Genomic DNA, 20,508 nt, shown 5'->3' with positions numbered 1-20,508 from the left:
TAGCAAAGACGAAAGATTAATTATTAGACATCTCCAGAAATTAAATATGCGTTATCCAGAATCATTGTAGAGACGTAGCACTGCTACGTCTCTACATTCATTTTCACCAGATGTCTATTGTAGAGACGGCGATTCATCGCGTCTCTTGACTTAAGCGAACAGTATTGGATTGGGTTAGGGAACAAAACCCAATATTTTACGAGGAAATGCGATCGCTGTTCTTTGTAAGTATTTTATAGAAGCTTTTACGGAGTGGAATCGCATCGATTTATAGCGACTATCTTGAAAGCCGAGCTTTTATATTGTAGACGATAATCAACAAAAATCCACCTATAGAGCAATACGCTTGGGTTAATAAAAATTGTAGGTTGGGTGAAGCAAAGCGCAACCCAACAAATCCCTGGAAGTTTTGGGTCTACGTTCCTCAACCCAAACTACACAACTTAAGGTTTTTGACACTAAGGAATAAGATTAAATAATATACAATTTATATCCCTGGTTTACCTCACCCTCAATCCCTCTCCGATATATTGGAGAGGGATCGTGAGACAGGATGAAGTTTTGCATTTTATTTAATCTACGTTACTAACCCAAGTGTATTAACCTATAGAGGGTCTGACTTTTCACGGTATCTGGAAAACCTCACTTCTATTTCTCTCTCCTACAAGGAGGAGCCACTGCGTTGGGCGGCTATGCCGACTTGAAGCACGTGGCGTCAGAGACTTTGAATTTTCCCCCTTCCCGTTTCGGGAAGGGGGCTAGGGGGTTAAGTCAATCCTTAGCTTTTCCACATGACTTGAAAAGTCAGATAGAGGGTGATAAAGGATAGCAAATATCATCAATTTAATCAAAAAAAATCGCTATAGACAGGCAATTAAAAATTAGAAATCAACAGCATATAATTAATGTTTCCGTGCTAATTTTATTAATATTTTTACCAAGAGATGGTAAAAAGTTATATCTTCCGCTGGATGAGGGTTTCAACCCTTAGAGAGATGCTTTAAACAGCTAAATTCTACGATTCTGATCTAAAGAGTTAGGTAATGCCATAGGTAAAAACAATAAATACTAAGAGTTGCTTCTCAAGAAAATCTTAATTCCCCAATTTTAAACTTAGAAGAAGGAAATCCAATGCTCCAAAGTACGGAAATCATGGTGGGACTCTACAAACCCCTATTGTGGGTGGCACAGACTCAAGTAGATGCCTCAAATATCACGCCAGCACAGGCATCGGTTCTCACTTCCGGGCCGCGCTTTTTTGTGGCTTTAATCTCCGGCGTGATTCTAGCCTTTGCTTTCCAATTAGTTCTAACTAATCTCTCCCTTGCAGCCGGTATTTCCTACCTGGGGCACTCATCTGACTCGGATTCAGATAATGGGGAAGTGGGAAGTTTGGGCAGCAGTATTCGCAAAATCGGCACAGCAGTAGGGATTTGGACATTAGTCACTGTGACGATCGCCTTATTAATTGCTTCTTTCCTCGCGGTAAAATTGAGCCTGGTAATCTTAGATCCAACCTTGGGAGCGATTCTCGGTTTGGTGATTTGGGGTGCTTACTTTCTGATCCTCGTTTGGGTCAGTTCCACCACCGTAGGCTCTTTAATCGGCTCAGTTGTCAATACGGCAACATCTGGGTTTCAGGCGATTATGGGGACTGCTACCGCCGCCTTGGGTGCTAAAGCTGTAAATAACCAAGTAGTAGCCACAGCAGAAGCCGCCGCCGCCGCTATCAGTCGAGAACTCGGAAGCGCCATCGACCCCGCAAGTATCCGAGAAAACATTGAAGATTACTTAGAAAAGATCCGTCCTCCGGAACTCGATGTGTCGAAGATTCGGAGCGATTTTGAAAATTTACTCAACGATCCGCAATTAAAAGCGATCGCCGGGACTCCAGATATCCGCAACATCGATCGCCAGAAGTTTATTGAGTTAGTCAGCAGCCGCACTGATCTTTCCAAAAAAGATGTTAGTCGCATTGCTGATACTTTATTTAAAGTTTGGCAGCAAGTGGTAAGTCAGCAACCAGCCACCCAAGACCGTTTGGGTGAGTTAATCGATTATCTGAAATCACTCCCACCAGGACAAAGCAAAACAGATGAACTCAACGCCAAGCTGGAACGGTTATTAGCAGAAAACCGTGGTTCCAAAGAATCTGGTCAAAAGGCAGCTACCGGGCCAATTCAAAGTACACTCCAGCAAGGATTATCTGCCTTAACCGGCATTGTGTTAGGACGCACAGATTTGTCTGATTTGGATGTGGAAAAAATCTTGGGTAGTCTCACCAGCGCCAAAGATAAAGTCACCGAACAAGCAGATAAGCTAGGGTTGCCAACACCATCACAACCCTATAGCCCAATTCGGGCTGATGTGGAAAACTACCTGTACAATACTTATGCTTGGCAACTGAGTCCAGAAAGAATTGCCCAGGAATTTCATGATGTCATCTACGACCCAGCAGCCGACCCTGGAATCGTCCGCAGGGAACTAGAACGACTATCCCGCAATGATTTCGCCAAAATTCTGCAACAACGGGGATTACTTACCCAAGGTCAAATTCAGCGCATTGCAAATCAGCTAGAAACTGTCCGCCAAGAAGTGCTAATAACAGTCAGAGCTATTGAAGAAAGAGAGATAGTCCAAGACTTGCAACGTGCAGTAGAAAGTTATTTGCTTGTTACTCCGAAAGCAGATTTGACACCCGAAGGCATTGAGCAGAATTTTAAACCACTGTTGCAAGACTCAGAGGCAGATTATGAAACCCTGACATTGCGACTGGCGCACATTGAACGGCAGGAAATTCGGGAGATATTGCTGCAACGTAATGATATCCAGCTATATGAAGTAGACAGCATTCTGGATGAGTTGGAAAAACAGCGCGATCGCGTCTTGGTAGAATCCAAAGGACTGGCTGAACAGGCACAATATCAAGCAGAAACCCTGTGGTTAAATGTAGAATCATATCTGCGTAACACCGGAAAATCAGAACTGAATCCTGATGCCATCCGTGCCGACTTCAAAAAGCTACTGGAAGATCCTCAAGCTGGGATTACCTCAATTCGGGCGCGCTTATCTCGCTTTGACCGCGATACCTTAGTGCAATTGTTGAGTCAGCGGGAAGATTTGAGTGAAGATCAAGTTAATCAAATCATCAATGCTACTGAGGAGTCATGGCATAATATTCGCCACACACCCCAAGCTGTAGTTGATAAAGCGAAAGAGCAATACGACTCTGTGACGACAACGATCGCAGATTACTTACGGAATACTGGTAAACAAGAACTGAACCCAGAAGGAATTGGGCGAGATTTGACCAAATTGTTTGAAAATCCCAAAGAGGGAGCCATCGCACTGCGCCGTCGGTTGTCGCAGGTAGACCGGGATACACTGGTGAAATTACTCAGTCAGCGTCAAGACTTGAGTGAAGAACAAGTCAATGAAATTATTGATTCCACCCAAACTTCGATTCGTAACTTTGTACGTGCGCCTCGTCGCCTAGCTAGCCGTACACAACAAAGAGTGGAAACATTCAAAGGTTATCTAGAAGAGTATCTGCGTCAAACTGGCAAAGAAGAACTCAATCCAGAAGGTATCAAACGCGACTTGCAATTATTGTTGCACGATCCGCGAGTTGGGGTAGAAAGTTTTAGCGATCGCCTTTCCCATTTTGACCGTTCTACAATCATCGCCCTGCTGAAAATTCGGGAAGATATTTCTGATGAAGAAGCAGCGCGGATTGCCGATAATATGGTGTCTGTAAAGGATCAATTTGTCGAACAAGTGCGGAACATCCAACGAGGCATTCAAGATGCAATTGATGGGGTTTTTGCCCGCATTCGTAACTATCTCAACTCCCTGGATCGCCCAGAACTTAACTATGATAGTATTAAGCGCGATGTTCGGACATTTTTTGACGATCCTCAGGCGGGATTTGATGCTCTGCGCGATCGCCTCTCCTCTTTTGACCGTGATACCCTAGTGGCAATTATGAGTTCTCGTGAGGACATCTCCGAAGAAGACGCCAACCGGATCATCGACCAAATTGAACGGGCCCGCAACACAGTACTGCAACGTGCAGAACGCATACAGCATGAAGCCCAACGCCGCCTAGAACAGGTGAAGCATCAAGCACAGCGGCAAGCAGAAGAAACCCGCAAAGCCGCAGCTACAGCCGCTTGGTGGTTGTTTGCCACAGCATCCGTTTCCGCCTTTTTCTCTGCATTAGGAGGAGCGATCGCTGTAGTTAGGCTGTAGTTAAACAAGTTGTCTCCGCTAATTTTTAAGCCTCCTACTGTGGGAGGCTTTTCTATGTTTGGGATGTCATTTGTCCTGAAATATATTGGCAAATTTCATCTGAGTATGCCTTTCAATATAATCATATATGAATATTCTTTACTGCTCTAATCTCAGCCATTAGATAATTGAAAAGATATTTGTCTGAATGTTTTAATATTATTAGGTAATTTGCAATAAAACCTCAGCCTATTCTCAATAGAACGCCCCGTATTTTTTTTTGCAAGTTAAGTATTTTTACCTAAGTAGCAATTTCAAGTAATGCAAAATACATTAGTTGATAAAATCTTCCGTGACAGCAATGGCAAAATTGTTGTGGCTGAAATCCCGAACCCACCACTTATCCTTTGGATCGTAGCTAGTTTACTAACTCTAATTTTTACAACTGGTAAAATCAATACAGTGTTAGACGTTCTGGCAAATGGCTCCTTGTTTACTTGGGCGTGGCTGGAACTATTTCAAGGCGTTAATTATTTTCGCAGAGCGCTAGGTCTTGCCGTATTGATTGGCATTATCGTCTCAAAAATTCAGTAGCCACGACAAGTTTAAGTAGTAAATGATACTAATAGCAGAAAGCATTCCTGAACTCCTATTTTTATCCAAAGTCAAAAATGTGAATAAAGTCATACTGAAATTGTGACTTTATTCCACTGTATCTTCTGATTCAGTATTTTAAACTGAGAGCAATACAGCAAATCAATGAGGCTGTGTAGCAAACAAACCATCTGTTCATAAATTATTGATAAGTGCTGTAGAAAACTCAAGTTAATTAATTGATGGAGATTTGAACGTGAAACGTATTTTATTAGGTACATTACTTGCTCTACCATTTGCAATTTCCTCCTTGCCCTCACAAGCATCGGCAGCAGAAAATCTTGTCAGACCCAATGTTAATAGAGCTGCTATTGTACATAAACCTGTTGTTGCTCGATTTCAACGAAAGCTAATTCCTGCACATTGGGAGACAGTACGACGCGGTAACAGATGGGTTAAGGTTCGAGTTCCTGCTCGATATGTAAATACAAGAGTTTAATATCTGAATAGAGGCTAACAACCCTACTTGAGTTGTTAGCCTCTTTTAGGTAAAAACTTGTTGTTCAATAAGACTTACAAAGTATCTATTAATATGAACATGTATCACACTTCTGGACTTTTTAAAAAACTTCTGATACTTCTATTAGGAATTACTTTCTTGACAGTCGGCGATTCCATTCAAGCTGAAGAAAGAAGTATAGGTAAAGAAAAAATCTTGAGTGGCGATCATTATGGAGAATTAAATGACCAAGGAAAGTTACGTACTTACTATTTTTACACTCCAAAATCTTATAATCCAGACCGCCCGATGCCGTTAGTTTTAGTTTTTCATGGAGATGATGGTAGTGGTCGGTCTATTAGTAATGTGACTCACTTCAATGAATTAGCAGAGCAAAAAGGATTTATTGTTGTTTATCCAGATGGAATTGACCAAAAATGGAGCCTTAGAGGTAACGCTCAAGGAAAGGTGGATGATGTTTTGTTTGTCAGTGCTTTGATCGATCGCCTTCAGCAGGAAATCAATATTGATAGTCATAAAGTTTATGCCACTGGTTTTTCTAGAGGTGGCATACTTACCCAAGCACTGGCTTGTAAATTACCTGATAAAATTGCTGGTTTTGCATCAGTAGCGGGTTCGCTCCCAGTTAGACTCAAACCTAATTGCCAGCCTCAAACTTCCATATCGATGTTAATGATTAACGGTACAAACGATCACGATGTACTTTATGAAGGTGACGACCACACTCAACGAGGAGCGCTGGTTTCTATCTCAGATATGGTAGATTTTTGGCGATCGCACGATCAATGTACCTCATCAAAGACATCTCCAAATTTTTCTGAAGATAAAGTTAAAACCGCTCTCTACACAGGTTGTAATGGTAACTCAGAAGTCTGGCAGCTAGCGGTAGTAAACGGTGGACATTTTTGGCCTGGTGGTTCCTCAACCGACGAGAACCTAAACAAATTCAATGCCAAGCTGGGGTTAAACGCCAGTGAAACAATTTGGAACTTTTTTCAACGTCATAGTTCATAGACCAAAGTTTTTTAAACACCATTTTGTTTAAACCATGCCAAGAGGCGTTTCCAACCATCTTTAGCTTCCTTCTCACGATAGGAGGGGCGATAATCAGCAAAAAATGCGTGGGGTGCATCGGGATAGACGATAATTTCAGATTTGCTATTGCTGGACTTTAAGCGATCGCGCACCTGTTCTACTGTATCTAGAGGAATACCCGTATCCTTCCCACCATAAAGTCCAAGAATGGGGACTTTCAGCGTCGATACAATATCGATGGGGTACTTGGGCTGAAGTTCAGTCGCATCACCTACGAGTCGCCCGTACCATGCCACACCTGCCTTCACATGGGGATTGTGTGCTGCATATAACCAAGTAATACGACCACCCCAACAAAAGCCTGTAATTCCCAACTTTTCGCCATTACCCTTAGCTGACTTTTTTGCCCACTTTACTGTGGCATCGAGATCGGATAACACCTGGGCATCTGGTACTTTAGCGACAATTGGGCGAATTTCGTCTATGCTGCTTAACTTGGAGACATCGCCTTGACGGATGAATAATTCCGGTGCGATCGCTAAATACCCCAACCGAGCAAAGCGACGAGTGATATCCTGAATATGCTCGTGTACGCCAAAGATTTCTTGGATTACCAGAACAATTGGGAAATTTTCACCAGTAGCCGGTGCTGCTCTATAGGCAGGTATTTCGCCATCTTTGACAGGAATTTTCACCGCACCAGCGACCAACCCCTTGGCATCAGTGGTGATGGCTTGAGAAGAAATGGGTTGTACTGCGAGGGCAAAACCTGTTGCTAGGGTGGCTGTTGCAATGAATTGGCGGCGAGTTACTTCTTGCATCATCTCTACCTTTAATTAGCGAAAAGTTTATTGTTTGTTATACGTACAGTACTATAAAATGAATACTACAAGTTATCAATCAGCTTACCGTAATACTAGCTTCCCTTACTGTCTAAGCCTTCCTTGCTGTAGCTGTATGTTAGGGAAAAGTCGGATGTATTGGCAAATAAAAGCCATAGCACTAAACAATTTACTGTGCTGATTGCTCTTATATGCGCGGAAGGGTAGGTGTAAAAATTTCAAAGCTTGAAAAAAGTGCTTCTATCTCAACCCCAGCAAGCATTTCACCTCATCAATACCCAATTTACATCCGCGCAATCTCTGAAATGCTTACAGTAAACAGGTTTCACCCTTCAAACTTTCCCGGCACTCTTCCCAAAAAAATTCTCTAATGCTATGATTGTTCTATATTCGCGCAACCGCACCTTGAAAACTAAATATAGCTTGGCTTTCAGGCTCCCGCCATTATTGCAATTCATCCAAATCCCTATTAGGGATTGAAACTTAGCAGGAGCAACAAGATGCTGAAAGAAGAGAATTGCAATTCATCCAAATCCCTATTAGGGATTGAAACAGCAGCCAAATCGGACTATGATACGAATTTGACAATTGCAATTCATCCAAATCCCTATTAGGGATTGAAACATCTCTACCCAATGAAGCGCTTGGCATTGTTTTTCATATTGCAATTCATCCAAATCCCTATTAGGGATTGAAACCTTTTACTTAATCGGCGGGGACGCTCCCAGTGGTATTGCAATTCATCCAAATCCCTATTAGGGATTGAAACCGGGCATTCTCCAGCATTGAATGCCCCACTCATTGAATTGCAATTCATCCAAATCCCTATTAGGGATTGAAACACCTAGAAATTCGCAAAGACTTCAGCAATCTCAAATTGCAATTCATCCAAATCCCTATTAGGGATTGAAACGCTATCGTTGTCAGCCCGCATTACGCGATCTCTCTCCATTGCAATTCATCCAAATCCCTATTAGGGATTGAAACTTGACGCATTTCTTTACCTCTCCATGTCATCCAAATTGCAATTCATCCAAATCCCTATTAGGGATTGAAACGGGTATGCCAGCCAGATTTTGTACAAGATACAAATATTGCAATTCATCCAAATCCCTATTAGGGATTGAAACTTTACAAAGCTTTCTGATTTTTATCTCATGAGATACATAGAAAAGCGTTAGAAATTGAAACAGAGATATTATTGCTATATATAGGAATCATATTTGATTTCTGAAAAAATCTCGGTAGTCTTGTAGTGGACTCTCTAGGCTAAAATGTTGCAAAAAAATTGTAGGTTGGGTGGAGGCTTTGCGTAACCCAACCTACGTCTAATACTGAAACAGAGATATTATTGCTATATAGCAGTCCTAAATCATTCGTGAAAATTATAGAATACCTCTTTCTTCTTTCTTCCCTTTGCATCCTTTGCGGTTCGTTTCCTTATTTATATTAAATAGGAGTCCCATATACACTTTATTAATAGCAGCGGATCTTACCTGCCATTAATAAAGCAATATTCTTCACTTCTTCGCCTGTATAACTTGCAAACTGCCACCGGCATATAATGTTCGCTTACCCACTTCAAAGCCAGTCTTAGTTAACAACTCAGCTAAATCAGTTTTCAGCAATTCCCAAGCTGTTTCCGTCTCAAACAACAACAAAAATATCGATACCCCAGGCCAAAATATCGGATTTGTCGGAGCGTGAAAATCCACCAGCGTAAATACCCCTCCAGGCTTCAGTACTCGATAAACCTCATTAATAATTTTTTGTAATTGCTGAGGCTGCATCTCATGTAATGCAACGCTGATATGCACCAAATCAAATAGATTATCTGCAAATGGCATCTCCTGGGCAAAAGCTTCTACATAAGAAGCTTCAGGTACATTTTGCCGCGCCCGTTGCAAAGACTTAGGTGAAGCGTCTAATCCTATTACGTTTTGTGAAGTTTTTGCCAAAAATTGCGTCGTTTGACCCCTGCCACAACACAAATCTAAAATCTGAGTATCTGAGTGAATTGTTAAGCCTTGCAAAGCAAGTTGCCGAAAACGGGCTTCACCACCTACACTTAAGGCTGCTAAACGCGAAATACCATCATACAACCACTGATAACGGTAACTCCAATCTCTTAAAATTGTTGCCATTGCATATTTCCTTGCTATTAAGCTTTATATTTAATAAAGATATATTGTTAACATTAGTAAAAAACCTGAAAAGATTGGGGGAAAGTAACTGCTATGGGTCGTGTAGGCGTCTTATTACTCAATCTCGGTGGCCCCGACAAGCTAGAGGATGTCGGGCCGTTTTTGTACAACCTATTTTCCGATCCGGAAATTATTCGCCTACCATTTCGCTGGTTGCAAAAGCCCCTAGCCTGGTTTATTGCCACACGGCGAACCAGAACATCTCAAGCAAATTATAAGCAAATCGGTGGTGGTTCTCCACTGCGGCGGATTACAGAAGCGCAAGGGGAAGCTTTAAAAGAACAGTTGGGTTATTTGGGACAAGAAGCCAATATTTACGTAGGAATGCGTTATTGGCATCCCTATACAGAAGAAGCGATCGCACAGATTGCCCAAGATAATGTAGAACACCTAGTAATATTACCACTATATCCCCAGTTTTCCATTAGTACCAGTGGTTCCAGCTTCCGGCTTTTAGAAAAGATTTGGCAAGAAGATCCAAAACTTCAACCCATTGATTACACCGTCATTCCTTCTTGGTACAAACAACCAGGCTACCTACAATCAATGGCGCAACTCATAGCCCAAGAACTTGAGCAGTTTCCTGACCCGGATGAGGTTCATATATTCTTCAGCGCTCATGGCGTTCCGAAAAGCTACGTTGAAGAAGCAGGCGACCCTTACCAGCAGGAAATTGAGGAATGTAGTGCCTTGATTATACAGACCCTCAATCGACCCAATGCTCACACCTTAGCTTACCAAAGTCGTGTCGGCCCAGTAGAATGGCTCCAACCCTATACTGAAGATGCCCTCAAAGAACTGGGCGCACAAGGCGTAAAAGATTTGGTTGTAGTGCCAATCAGTTTTGTCTCAGAGCATATCGAGACACTACAAGAAATTGATATTGAGTATCGAGAAGTAGCCGAAGAAGCAGGAATTCACAACTTCCGCCGCGTACCGGCTCCCAATACCCATCCAGTATTTATTAATGCACTAGCCCAATTAGTGATTGATGCGCTAAGAAACCCCAGTTTCAAGCTTTCGCAAGCTGCCCAAATGAAAAAAATGGTAAAGATGTACCCTCAAGAGCGTTGGGAGTGGGGACTGACGACTAGTGCTGAAGTATGGAATGGTCGGATTGCGATGCTGGGTTTTATTGCCTTAATCATCGAGCTAATTACCGGTCACGGCTTCTTGCACATGATTGGGATTTTGCAGTAAATGAAAAGAGTTAGGAGTTAGGAGTTAGGAGTTTTAAATTTTTTCTCGCTAACTTTTCACTCTTAACTTCTATCTTCATTCCTAACTTCTCACTTTTAACTCCTAACTTTTCTGTCGATACCAGTCATACCACTGCTTCGCACTACGAACTGCAAACCAAAGCAGTATTAAAGCAATTAATCCTCCTTGCCAGGGAGCATTAAAGGCAAATAGTACTAGGGCAATGCACAATGTATCTTGAAGAAAGACTGCCCACAATGGTAAGCCACGTAACCGATAGAACCAACCAACTTGGACTAGCTGGAGTACCAAAGCTAATAAACCTCCAATGATGGCAATCAACCAGTTTGGCGTTGCTGTTGCGGTAGCTACTGCTAACCCCATAATTGCACCGACGATGGGAGACATGAATAACTGAACCAGTTGTAAAAATCTTTGCCCCCATAGTTTTTTTGAGGCTAATAATTCAATTAATGACCAAGTGGTGAGGCAACCTAATAATATTGGTGGAGAAATGTGAGATAAAATTGGAACTTGTGACCACAAGTCACTACCTTGCAATAGTCCAATAATCAGCAAAGGTATGCCTATTCTCATTCCCGCTGCCGCAGAGGCAGAAAGTGTGGCTAGGATTTCAATCATCAAAGCACTCTTAATACTAATAAATAAGTAAGTAAGTATTTGTTGTATATACTACCCAGTGTAAACAATAATTCCAGCATCAGAGAGATACTCTTCAGCAATGCAATACTAAATTTTGTTGGTATCTTTATATATCTTGTTTGATAATATCTGCGTATTTTTTGGGTAAAAGATTAGTAGTAAGCGCTTAAGCGCTCACTACAGGTAAATTAATCCTAAATTCCTAATCGTTGGTAAACTTCTTCTAAATGCTGCAGATGTTGCTGGGGGTCGAAACACACCTCTAGTTCTTCTGGAGACAGCTTTTGGATAACACGCGGGTCTTTGCTAATTAAGTCCTGGAAGTTGCCTGCGGGTTTGTTCCAAGCGGCGTGAGCGCTTTCTTGGACGATCGCATAAGCATCTTCTCGGTTGCTTCCCTTGTCTATCAAAGCCAATAGTACTTTTTGGCTGAACACAACGCCGCCGTAACAGTTGAGATTCCGTTTCATGTTCTCAGGATAGACCAACAGGTTTTTCACCAAGTCGGTTATTTCTGACAACATAAAGTGGGTCAAAGTGCAAGCATCTGGCAAAATTACCCGTTCTACAGAACTGTGGGAAATGTCTCGCTCATGCCAGAGGGCAACGTTTTCTAAAGCTGCACCTGCATGACTTCTGACGAGTCGTGCCATTCCCGTTAATCGTTCCGAACGGATAGGGTTGCGCTTGTGTGGCATTGCTGAAGAGCCTTTTTGACCTTTGGCGAAAAATTCTTCAACTTCTAAAACGTCTGTTTTTTGGAGATTACGAATTTCTACAGCAAAGCGTTCAATGGTGGCTGCTACCAAGGCTAATTGTTGCACGTAGTCGGCGTGGCGATCGCGGGAAATAACTTGTGTTGAGGCCGTATCGGGTTTGAGTCCGAGTTTTTGGCAAGCGATCGCTTCTACACGGGGTTCAATATTGGCATAAGTTCCCACCGCACCAGAAATCTTACCCACAGCGATCGTTTGCCGGAGTATTATTAAGCGTTCTTGATGTCGCAACACCTCTGCTAACCAACCAGCTAGCTTAAAACCAAAAGTAATTGGTTCAGCGTGAATACCATGCGATCGGCCAGCCATCACTGTATGACGATGTTCCCGTGCTTTTTGGCGAATTATCTGAATCAAATCTTCTAGACGTTGCAACAATATATCTAGGCTGGCAACTAATTGCAGTGCTAAAGCCGTATCCAAAACATCCGAACTAGTTAAACCCAGGTGAATATAGCGTCCGGCATCACCAACATATTCATTGACATTTGTCAAGAAAGCAATGACATCATGGCGGACTACAGCCTCAATTTCTAGCACCCGCTTCGGGTCAAAATCTGCTTTGGCTTTAATTTCCTCAACAGCTTCAGATGGAATGTAACCAAGTTCAGCTTGAGCCTCGCAAACAGCAATTTCGACTTGCAGCCAAGTTTTTAGTTTATAGGCTTCACTCCACAGATTAGCCATTTCGGGTAAAGTATAACGCTCAATCACAGTTCGGCACAGAATACAACCGTCATATTTTACAGTTTAATTAATGTAGATCGCTTTTTAACGCTACTTTTTGCTCAGGGACAGAACTAGTTTTTGAATTCGACATGATGATACTAATCCTGCCATCAGCCTCTATATACGCCAATTTCACATCAGCTAAAAATTCTACACCTTGCTGACGTAACTTGCTCATCAACTCATCATCTGTAATTAACTCCCGTTGCAGATGGCGTTCAATCATCCGACCATTTTTTACCAGTAGCAGCGGTGGCGGATTCAGGAAACGTTGGAACTGGGGAAGTTTGTAGCCTAACCAGTTCAGTAAGTAACTCCAAAAAATCACTGTTCCGACCAGAATCGCACCTTCAGTAATCGATGTGTAATTACTTGCCATCGCATTTTGAGCAGCTTCCGCAAATAGCACAACTACGAGTAAATCAGTAATTCCTAGCGTTCCTAATTGTCGGCTAGGAAGCAGGCGTAGCACTGAGAACAGCGCCAAGTAAACTAGTGACCCACGGATAATCAACTCAAAGACGCTGATGCTAGGAACAAAAATTGCGTGCCAATTGATGAAAAACCATTTTTCCATATAATTCTGGAAAAAATCCAGTATAAATTTATTTGTGTTTTTTTATAAAGCTGACTTTTATTAGAAGTTATATTATCTCTGGTTGATGACTTAATTAAACTCGAATAACTCCACCCAACTGATGGAGAAGAGATTCAAATATGGGAATCATCAATAATTAACCAGACTTGATATTAGATACTTCAATATCTATCAGATTTACAAATATAACTTTCCTGCAATCATGGATTAAAATCGCTGATTTCTTCTTCTCTGTTTTAAGCGCTTGGGCTTTTTAAAATTCTGAAATAAGGGATTAATAAAACTGGAAGATGTCTTTGTCTTAGTGGATACTTGCCTAGTTGGAGTCGTGTCATCATATTCCCTGTTATCAGACAGAGGGATGGCATGTTTAGTTGGGGTTATGCCGCTGCCGTATCTTCTGGCATAAACTTGGGTAAACTCTGCACCAAAGAAAAGAATCTGTGCGGCATAGTTAACCCAAGCTAAAATAACGACCAGTGAACCAGCAGCACCATAAGCTGAACCAAAACTACCATTACCTAAATATTGTCCTAATAAAAATCTCCCGATAGAAAACAAAAATGAGGTGAGAGTAGCTCCAACTAAAACGTCACTCCAAGCAATTTTGACATCTGGGAGAACTTTAAAAATTAGTCCAAATAGGAACGTAGTGATGGCAAAAGAGAGGATGAAATTGAGAATCTGCCAAACAAAATCAACACCTGGTAACAAGTTGCTAAAGTATGTTACTAATGCTGCTAACGCCGTACTAATTACCAGAGAAACTAAAAGTAAAAAGCCAATCCCAATCACCATTGCAAAGGACAAAAAACGTAGGCGAATCATGTTAGTTACGCCGCGTCCAGGTTTTGGTTTCACTTCCCAAATCGTGTTCATGGCATCTTGCAATTCAGTAAATAAACCAGTAGCACCTAAGAGCAAAACTACAACACTAATAATGGATGCGATCGCTCCTGTTTGTGGTTTGTTAGCATTCTGAATCGCTGTTTCGAGAAACTTTGCGCCATCTGGGCCGACTAAACCTTGAATTTGTCCGACGATTTGACCCCTTGCCGCGTCCTCTCCATACACTGCACCTGCGATCGCAATTACAATAATTAGCAACGGTGCAATGGAAAAAATCGTGTAATAAGCTAACGCCGCCGCTAACCTTGAGGCTTTATCCTCACTCCATTCTTTGAATGTCTCTTGTAATAACTTCCAAATTGCTCGCAAATTCATCCAATCAGTCTCCTTCTAGAGGATGTTGCTTAGTCCCTGATATATTGGATACTGATTTACTGAGTTGTGACATCCTCCCAAGGGTGTTTTTGCAGCGTCCTTGGGGAGGAATTTAGAATTTTATCGCCAATTGGCGATAATAAAAATGCGCTGATGTTGATCCTATAGCCAAGCAATTTTTATCTAGAAGCAATGACACAGACCGCAGCAATTACAGAAGCGATTACCACTCTTGAGGATGCAGAAAATCGATTTGGTTTTGTCCGTGTTGAAAACGAGCAATTTTTCCCAGAGTGGTATGAGGGATTGTCTGAAATTACAGAAGCGGAAAAAGCCTCTGTAGATGTCGTGCGCCGTAGGTATCTTTATCACCGTGCCGGAGGTGATTTACTAGAAGGGACAGTTATATTGTTGTTAGTGTCACCAATACTTGCACTCTCTGGATTTTACGATCCTCCTTTCAGAATTAAGGCTGAATCATCCGTGGAACTAATGTTGGATGATGGTGAGGAGATATTGCGCGGAAGGATTGATGTTTTAGTGTTACAAGATCAGTTGTGGGTGATGGTGTTGGAGTCAAAAAAAACTACACTCTCAGTTTGGTCAGCTTTACCGCAAGCCCTAGCTTATATGATGGCTAACCCTAACCCCAGTAAAACTGTATTTGGGATGGTGACGAATGGAGACGATATTTTATTTGTGAAAGTGACGCAAACAAATACACCACAGTACGATTTGTCAAGAGTTTTTGCCCCATTTGCATCCGCGAGAGAACTGTACGCGGTTTTGCAAATTCTTAAGCGTATTGGTCAGTTAATCTCTTCTGCGTCTACAGCTTTATAAAGTCCAATTGTCCAAAACTAAATTGGGTACTTGACAAAAGTCCTGATTGTTCCGTGTTACCAGAATTCCATTGACAGAAAGAGCGATTAACGCTATCAGTATCGAGAATCCAAAGACTCAACTTGCTTCCCTCTGCGTACTAGAATCTATAGGAATCCGATTTGATTCCTGAAAAAATCTAAGTATATGTAGTGGCGTGGCAAGCAAAAAAATTGTGCATGAGACGTAGGTTGGGTGGAGCGGAGCGCAACCCAACATCCTGACATCTGTTGGCTTTGGCAAAGCCTCCAACGCCACTTGCTACAACGCTCTTAACCCGCGCAACGCAGTGGCTCCCCAACCGACAATTTTTTTACAACATTTTAGCCTTGACACGCCACTACAGTACCTAATTTTGTTCAAAAATCAAATAGTAATCCTATACTACATTCTCAGTAAGACATCTCCAGAAATTAAATATGCGTTATCCAGAATCCTTGTAGAGACGTAGCACTGCTACGTCTCTACATTCATTTTCACCAGATGTCTATTTATTAGAATCATAGCTTTAGCTTTGCTGTTCTAGCTGCTGGTAGCACGAATTATCTGCGTTAACCTTTAACAGATTTAAGCTATCAGATAAGAAAACTACTGCATTCTATCGATTGTGCGATACTGGATGGCTTCTGCTATATGATTAGTTTTTAGCTCATCTTCTCCTGCTAAATCTGCAATAGTTCGTGCTACTTTGAGAATGCGATCGCTTGCTCTGGCTGATAAACCTAATTTTCTAATTGCTACTTCTAATAAATTACGACTAGCATCATCTAACTTGCACCATTTCTGGAGATGACGACTTTGTAGATGGGCATTGCAACGCAGATTTGCTTCTCCTTGAAAACGGGTAATTGCGCGATCGCTTGCTTGTTGCACCCGTTCGCGTACTGATATTGATGTTTCTCCCGTCGGTTGTTGGGTAATTTCTTCTGGTTTCAAGCGATTCACTGCAACTTGTAAATCAATTCGATCCATCAATGGCCCAGAAAGTTTTGCCCAATATTGCTCGCGTTGGCGGGGAGAACAAGTACATTGTTGGATGGTATCGCCATAGTAACCGCAAGGACAGGGATTAGTACTTGCCACCAAAGTAAACTGCGCGGGAAACATTACCGATAATTTGGTGCGGGAAATTGTGACGTAGCCATCTTCTAGAGGTTGACGCCGAAATTCCAACACATCTCGTTTAAATTCTGTCAACTCGTCCAGAAAAAGTACACCTCTGTGAGACAGTGAAATTTCTCCAGGACGTGGGAAGCTACCACCACCCACCAGAGAAGGGCCGGATGCCGAGTGATGAGGACTGCGAAAAGGGCGATCGCGTACTAATGAACCACGATTTTTCAATAAACCAGCTACCGAATGAATGCGAGTCACTTCTAAAGATTCAGCAAAGGTTAAGGGCGGTAAAATTCCTGGTAAGCGTCTTGCTAGCATAGTTTTACCACTACCAGGCGGCCCGACAAAAATTAGATTATGCCCACCAGCCGCAGCAATTTCTAAGGCACGACGCCCATGAGCCTGTCCTTTTACATCATGCAAATCTGCGCCAGGGTATGATGCTTTTGCTATGTCTACTGTCCTATCAAGCTGCACAGGTTTATAACGCCCCGGATTATTTAAAAAATCCACCACCTCAGATAGATGTTTGTAACCATAAACAGCCAAGCCTTCAACCACTACTGCTTCTTGGGCATTATCAGCAGGGAGAACTAAACCTACAATTCCCATCTTTTGGGCTGCTGCTGCAATGGGTAAGACACCAGCCACCGGGCGCAAACTGCCATCTAGAGAGACTTCGCCCAAAAATAGATAATCCCCCAACAAATCAGCGCTAACTTGCTCAGAAGCCGCTAAAATTCCTACACTAATGGGTAAGTCGAAACAGGGCCCTTCTTTGCGTAAATCTGCCGGAGTTAAATTAATGACTATTTTTCGCATCGGAAAGGCAAAGCCAGTATTTTTCAAAGTTGCTTTGACTCTTTCTCTCGATTCTTGAATTGCTGAATCTGGTAGTCCCAAGACAACAATTCCCGGTAATCCCCCTGACACATCGACTTCTACGCCTACTTTGACGGCATCGATGCCCACAATTGATGCACTCCAGACTCTAGCAAGCATTTCTTATATAAGAGTAAACCAATGACATCTCTAGCAAATGAGTTAGTTGGTTGGCATTAGTGAAAGCACATAGATGATTTTGGGCAATTCATCAATTGCCCATCGCATTATCGCCAGTGCTGGGGTATTTTCAGATTTTCCGGTAGGATGGTTGTGCGATCGCCAATTGCTTCTTCAATCTGCTGTGATTCTACATTTTCCGAACCGCTCAAATTTGCTCCACAGAGGTTAGCTTCTTGGAAATTAGCTTCTTGGAGGTTAGCTGTACTCAGTAATGCACTGTCTAAATTAGCTCCAGCCAGTTTTGCCCTTTGCAAGTTACTGCCAATCAAGTTTGCATCCTGGAGATTGCTACCCTCGAAGTTGACTTCTTCCAAGTTAGCATCACAAAGAATTGCTCCTTCCAAGTTAGCGTCACAAAGAACTGCACCTGCCAAATTGGCATCACAAAGAACTGCACCTTCCAAATTGGCATCATAAAGGATTGCTTGAGAAAGGTTCGCTTTTCTGAGGACTACGCCTTGGAGATTGGCTTCTGGGAGGATGGCTTTTTGCAGGTTGGCTTCATAGAGGACTGAACCACAAAGATAAGTTACTGATAAGTCTGCTTCCGAGAGGTTGACTCGTGTAAAATTGACCCATTGCAAGTTAGCTCCGACAAGCATCGCTCTTGAGAGGTTAGCTTCCGTTAAGTCTGCATTACTCAAGTCTGTATTGCGTAAATCGAGTTTCTGATTGATTGGATCTTTGTATGAATCGCGTCGTCCAATGACAGTTAAGGCTGTTTGAATATCTGTAGGAAGTTTGGATGATTGCCTTGACTCGTCCTCATATTCCTGATTCGCCGAGGCATTCTCGCGGATAAAAGCAGCGAGAATTTCCATGATTGTCCAATGGTCTTTTGGAGAATCTTTGGCAATTCGTTCTAAAGCATAAATTGCCGCAAATCGCGTTTCAATCTTTTCATTTCCCAGTTGTTCAATTGCTTTAGAAAAGCGTTCGGGAACAATTTCTTGTGGATTTATTTGAGTATGATTGATACCATTTCCAATATTTTTATCCCAAGCTAGTGTTCCAGCTAGAAGTTGGGTTAACAGACTGTGATTCTCATCCAGAGAGAGTCTGGAGGTATAGTAAGCATTAATAATTAATGCCAATCCCCCAATAATGATGGCAATAGTTGTTAATGCTTGAGTAATGTATTCGATTTTTTCTTGAGTTGACAATTCTTGAATATTTTCAAAAAATGAGAAAATTAGAGTGAATGATAAAATAAATATAACTGAGATGAATACCAACAAAGTCGTGTGTCCATTGGTCTTTATGAAAGACATGTCATAAGTCTTCATATCCGACTCCTTACGGAAATAAATTTAGGTTGATTCTAAGAGTATCTATAAAGTTATGATAGAGTAAAAACACGGATAAAATTGATCAGCTACTAAATCTACGACATAAAAATTATCTATATATAGTCATCCTGAATCATTCGCGATCGACAAGATCCTCGACTTTCTAGAGAAGTTAGGGATCGCATTATTCACGAATGATTCGCAGTTGGGACACAACATTTTTCTCCATAAACTGGAGTATTCCAGACAATTAAAAACACGATATTACTTGTGAGAAATAGTTTAAAATCTGTAACATTAACCAGGTCTATCTGATTACTCAGATTGATAACAAACCCTAAGTAGATTGGACTAAGTACACCATTTAATTAATTCGTAGCGAATAAATTTGGCAAACCTCTGCGTCCCTCTGCGCTTTCCTTTGCGTCCCTCTGCGTTTAAAATTTGGTATTTACGCAATATAGGGCAATTTTCGTGATACCAAAAATTGTGCGACAATTTGGGCGATCGCTACTTTTTCGAGACGCGTAGCGCAAGAAAAAATACGTCCTTGTACAAATCCCCTAATTTTCATTATGGGGATTTCCCTGTTGCCCGTTCCCTGTTCCCTGTTCCCTTTTAAGATTACCTATTGATCGTAGATGTTGACGGTAATGATACTTACTCTGGCGGTGCTGCTACTAAAAATATTGCTCATGGTGTCAGCGTCACCTTAGATTTAGCTGGCAAAGACCGCTACTCTAGCCCACCGGGGAAAATTCCCAGCTTTGGGGCTGGTATCTTCGGCTATGGATTGCTGTTAGATTTACAAGGTAATGACAGTTATGAGGCAGAATACGCCAGTCAAGGCATAGGTATTTTTGGTACTGGCATACTCTACGACGCCCAAGGTCAAGACACTTATCAAGGCATTAGCAATCTCCAAGGCAGTGGTGCTTTTGGTTCAGGACTGCTGATCGATAATGAAGGTAGCGATCGCTATTCTCTCTACAGGTACGGGCAAGGCTATGGCTTTACTAAAGGAGTGGGGCTGCTATTAGATAGTGTAGGTGACGATAAATACATTGGACTAGAAGACAAGTATCCAAACGGCGGCCCATTTGGAGCCAAAAGGCACGTCCATTTTATCCAAGGTGCAGGTTTGGGAAGACGTGCAGACTATACAGAAGGTCACAGTTGGGCTGGGGGTGTAGGGATGCTAGTCGATGGCGCAGGAAATGACCGCTACGAATGTGAGGTTTACGGTCAAGGTACAGCTTACTGGTATAGCTTGGGCTTTTTGGTAGATAAGGCTGGTGATGACTACCACGATGCCGACTGGTACAGCCTGGGAAGTTCGCCACATTTTGGCGTGGGAGTATATCAAGATGATGGGGGAAGCGATCGCTATACAGGTATCATTATGCAAAGTTTAGGTAATGGTCGCGACTGGAGTATTGGCTGGTTTGAATCCCCAGTGACTAAAATTTGTTGTCCTGGATCTGAAAGCCGCATTGTTTATATAGAAGGGCGGCGATTTGGGTTATCCAGTTAGCCAGCCG

The 20,508-nt window shown here is 42.1% G+C and carries 16 protein-coding genes and 1 CRISPR repeat array; of the genes, 7 read left to right on the top strand and 9 right to left on the bottom strand.

The features are described 5' to 3' along the window. The first annotated feature begins 1,131 nt into the window (after positions 1 to 1,131). The 4 genes from V7K67_RS26740 to V7K67_RS26725 all read left to right on the top strand — a co-directional run bounded on the left by V7K67_RS26740 (position 1,132) and on the right by V7K67_RS26725 (position 6,358). Complete coding sequence (locus tag V7K67_RS26740) at positions 1,132 to 4,251, top strand: MFS transporter (RefSeq protein ID WP_334733424.1); 3,120 nt, start codon at positions 1,132 to 1,134, stop codon at positions 4,249 to 4,251. Positions 4,252 to 4,551: 300 nt separating this feature from the next. Continuing rightward, positions 4,552 to 4,824 carry a hypothetical protein gene (locus V7K67_RS26735; RefSeq protein ID WP_334733425.1) on the top strand — a complete coding sequence of 91 codons (273 nt, stop codon included), beginning with the start codon at positions 4,552 to 4,554 and terminating at the stop codon, positions 4,822 to 4,824. A 256-nt stretch (positions 4,825 to 5,080) separates the two neighbouring features. Continuing rightward, positions 5,081 to 5,323: a hypothetical protein gene (locus tag V7K67_RS26730; protein ID WP_334733426.1), complete on the top strand. Its 243-nt coding sequence runs from the start codon at positions 5,081 to 5,083 to the stop codon at positions 5,321 to 5,323. Positions 5,324 to 5,416: 93 nt separating this feature from the next. Then, entirely contained in the window at positions 5,417 to 6,358 is a 942-nt protein-coding gene (locus V7K67_RS26725) for an extracellular catalytic domain type 1 short-chain-length polyhydroxyalkanoate depolymerase (protein ID WP_335169110.1), read from the top strand. Positions 6,359 to 6,369: 11 nt separating this feature from the next. On the opposite strand, the gene V7K67_RS26720 is transcribed toward V7K67_RS26725, so the two are convergent. Both V7K67_RS26720 and V7K67_RS26715 read right to left on the bottom strand, forming a co-directional pair. Then, the gene (locus tag V7K67_RS26720; protein ID WP_334706439.1) at positions 6,370 to 7,200 is read right to left on the bottom strand and encodes a dienelactone hydrolase family protein; all 831 of its coding nucleotides are present in this window, start codon (positions 7,198 to 7,200) and stop codon (positions 6,370 to 6,372) included. 467 nt (positions 7,201 to 7,667) lie between these two features. Then, positions 7,668 to 8,351: direct repeats of the CRISPR family, unit length 37 nt; unit sequence ATTGCAATTCATCCAAATCCCTATTAGGGATTGAAAC. A gap of 390 nt (positions 8,352 to 8,741) precedes the next feature. Next, on the bottom strand, positions 8,742 to 9,365 hold the full coding sequence (locus V7K67_RS26715; RefSeq protein ID WP_335169108.1) for a class I SAM-dependent methyltransferase: 624 nt from the start codon (positions 9,363 to 9,365) through the stop codon (positions 8,742 to 8,744). A gap of 93 nt (positions 9,366 to 9,458) precedes the next feature. On the opposite strand from V7K67_RS26715, the gene hemH reads away from it, so the two are divergent. After that, positions 9,459 to 10,625 carry a ferrochelatase gene (gene hemH, locus V7K67_RS26710; protein WP_334733429.1) on the top strand — a complete coding sequence of 389 codons (1,167 nt, stop codon included), beginning with the start codon at positions 9,459 to 9,461 and terminating at the stop codon, positions 10,623 to 10,625. Positions 10,626 to 10,727: 102 nt separating this feature from the next. On the opposite strand, the gene V7K67_RS26705 is transcribed toward hemH, so the two are convergent. The 4 genes from V7K67_RS26705 to V7K67_RS26690 form a co-directional block, all read right to left on the bottom strand. Beyond that, entirely contained in the window at positions 10,728 to 11,267 is a 540-nt protein-coding gene (locus V7K67_RS26705) for a DUF4126 domain-containing protein (protein ID WP_334733430.1), read from the bottom strand. A gap of 215 nt (positions 11,268 to 11,482) precedes the next feature. Next, a complete protein-coding gene (gene purB, locus V7K67_RS26700; protein ID WP_334733431.1) occupies positions 11,483 to 12,778 on the bottom strand; it encodes an adenylosuccinate lyase in 1,296 nt (431 codons plus the stop codon). Positions 12,779 to 12,818: 40 nt separating this feature from the next. After that, positions 12,819 to 13,370: a DUF421 domain-containing protein gene (locus V7K67_RS26695; protein ID WP_334733432.1), complete on the bottom strand. Its 552-nt coding sequence runs from the start codon at positions 13,368 to 13,370 to the stop codon at positions 12,819 to 12,821. Positions 13,371 to 13,598: 228 nt separating this feature from the next. Then, positions 13,599 to 14,615, bottom strand: a complete 1,017-nt coding sequence (locus V7K67_RS26690) for a YihY/virulence factor BrkB family protein (RefSeq protein WP_334733433.1) — start codon at positions 14,613 to 14,615, stop codon at positions 13,599 to 13,601. Between the two features lie 192 nt (positions 14,616 to 14,807). Here V7K67_RS26690 and V7K67_RS26685 point away from each other — a divergent pair, with 192 nt between their 5' ends. Further along, the gene (locus tag V7K67_RS26685; RefSeq protein WP_334733434.1) at positions 14,808 to 15,458 is read left to right on the top strand and encodes a type I restriction endonuclease; all 651 of its coding nucleotides are present in this window, start codon (positions 14,808 to 14,810) and stop codon (positions 15,456 to 15,458) included. Positions 15,459 to 16,085: 627 nt separating this feature from the next. Here V7K67_RS26685 and V7K67_RS26680 read toward each other — a convergent pair. The 3 genes from V7K67_RS26680 to V7K67_RS26670 form a co-directional block, all read right to left on the bottom strand. After that, positions 16,086 to 17,615 carry a YifB family Mg chelatase-like AAA ATPase gene (locus V7K67_RS26680; protein ID WP_335169105.1) on the bottom strand — a complete coding sequence of 510 codons (1,530 nt, stop codon included), beginning with the start codon at positions 17,613 to 17,615 and terminating at the stop codon, positions 16,086 to 16,088. Positions 17,616 to 17,722: 107 nt separating this feature from the next. Beyond that, positions 17,723 to 18,949, bottom strand: coding sequence for a pentapeptide repeat-containing protein (locus tag V7K67_RS26675; protein WP_334733436.1), 1,227 nt, complete (start codon positions 18,947 to 18,949; stop codon positions 17,723 to 17,725). Between the two features lie 469 nt (positions 18,950 to 19,418). Continuing rightward, positions 19,419 to 19,541: a hypothetical protein gene (locus V7K67_RS26670; protein ID WP_334733437.1), complete on the bottom strand. Its 123-nt coding sequence runs from the start codon at positions 19,539 to 19,541 to the stop codon at positions 19,419 to 19,421. Between the two features lie 57 nt (positions 19,542 to 19,598). Here V7K67_RS26670 and V7K67_RS26665 point away from each other — a divergent pair, with 57 nt between their 5' ends. Then, positions 19,599 to 20,501, top strand: a complete 903-nt coding sequence (locus V7K67_RS26665) for a hypothetical protein (protein ID WP_335169103.1) — start codon at positions 19,599 to 19,601, stop codon at positions 20,499 to 20,501. Positions 20,502 to 20,508 lie beyond the last annotated feature (7 nt).

The sequence above is a fragment of the Nostoc sp. genome (genome assembly GCF_036917155.1).
Classification (GTDB): Bacteria; Cyanobacteriota; Cyanobacteriia; order Cyanobacteriales; family Nostocaceae; genus Nostoc.
This window is presented reverse-complemented; position numbering and strand designations above follow the sequence as displayed.

Excerpts from the sequence above, each read along its gene's own strand:
- V7K67_RS26675 (WP_334733436.1), bottom strand. The coding sequence starts at position 18,949 with ATGTCTTTCATAAAGACCAATGGACACACGACTTTGTTGGTATTCATC.
- V7K67_RS26670 (WP_334733437.1), bottom strand. The coding sequence starts at position 19,541 with ATGAAAATTAGGGGATTTGTACAAGGACGTATTTTTTCTTGCGCTACG.
- V7K67_RS26740 (WP_334733424.1), top strand. The coding sequence starts at position 1,132 with ATGCTCCAAAGTACGGAAATCATGGTGGGACTCTACAAACCCCTATTG.
- V7K67_RS26685 (WP_334733434.1), top strand. The coding sequence starts at position 14,808 with ATGACACAGACCGCAGCAATTACAGAAGCGATTACCACTCTTGAGGAT.
- hemH (WP_334733429.1), top strand. The coding sequence starts at position 9,459 with ATGGGTCGTGTAGGCGTCTTATTACTCAATCTCGGTGGCCCCGACAAG.
- V7K67_RS26705 (WP_334733430.1), bottom strand. The coding sequence starts at position 11,267 with ATGATTGAAATCCTAGCCACACTTTCTGCCTCTGCGGCAGCGGGAATG.
- V7K67_RS26725 (WP_335169110.1), top strand. The coding sequence starts at position 5,417 with ATGAACATGTATCACACTTCTGGACTTTTTAAAAAACTTCTGATACTT.
- V7K67_RS26680 (WP_335169105.1), bottom strand. The coding sequence starts at position 17,615 with ATGCTTGCTAGAGTCTGGAGTGCATCAATTGTGGGCATCGATGCCGTC.
- V7K67_RS26720 (WP_334706439.1), bottom strand. The coding sequence starts at position 7,200 with ATGCAAGAAGTAACTCGCCGCCAATTCATTGCAACAGCCACCCTAGCA.
- V7K67_RS26715 (WP_335169108.1), bottom strand. The coding sequence starts at position 9,365 with ATGGCAACAATTTTAAGAGATTGGAGTTACCGTTATCAGTGGTTGTAT.
- V7K67_RS26690 (WP_334733433.1), bottom strand. The coding sequence starts at position 14,615 with ATGAATTTGCGAGCAATTTGGAAGTTATTACAAGAGACATTCAAAGAA.
- V7K67_RS26735 (WP_334733425.1), top strand. The coding sequence starts at position 4,552 with ATGCAAAATACATTAGTTGATAAAATCTTCCGTGACAGCAATGGCAAA.
- V7K67_RS26695 (WP_334733432.1), bottom strand. The coding sequence starts at position 13,370 with ATGGAAAAATGGTTTTTCATCAATTGGCACGCAATTTTTGTTCCTAGC.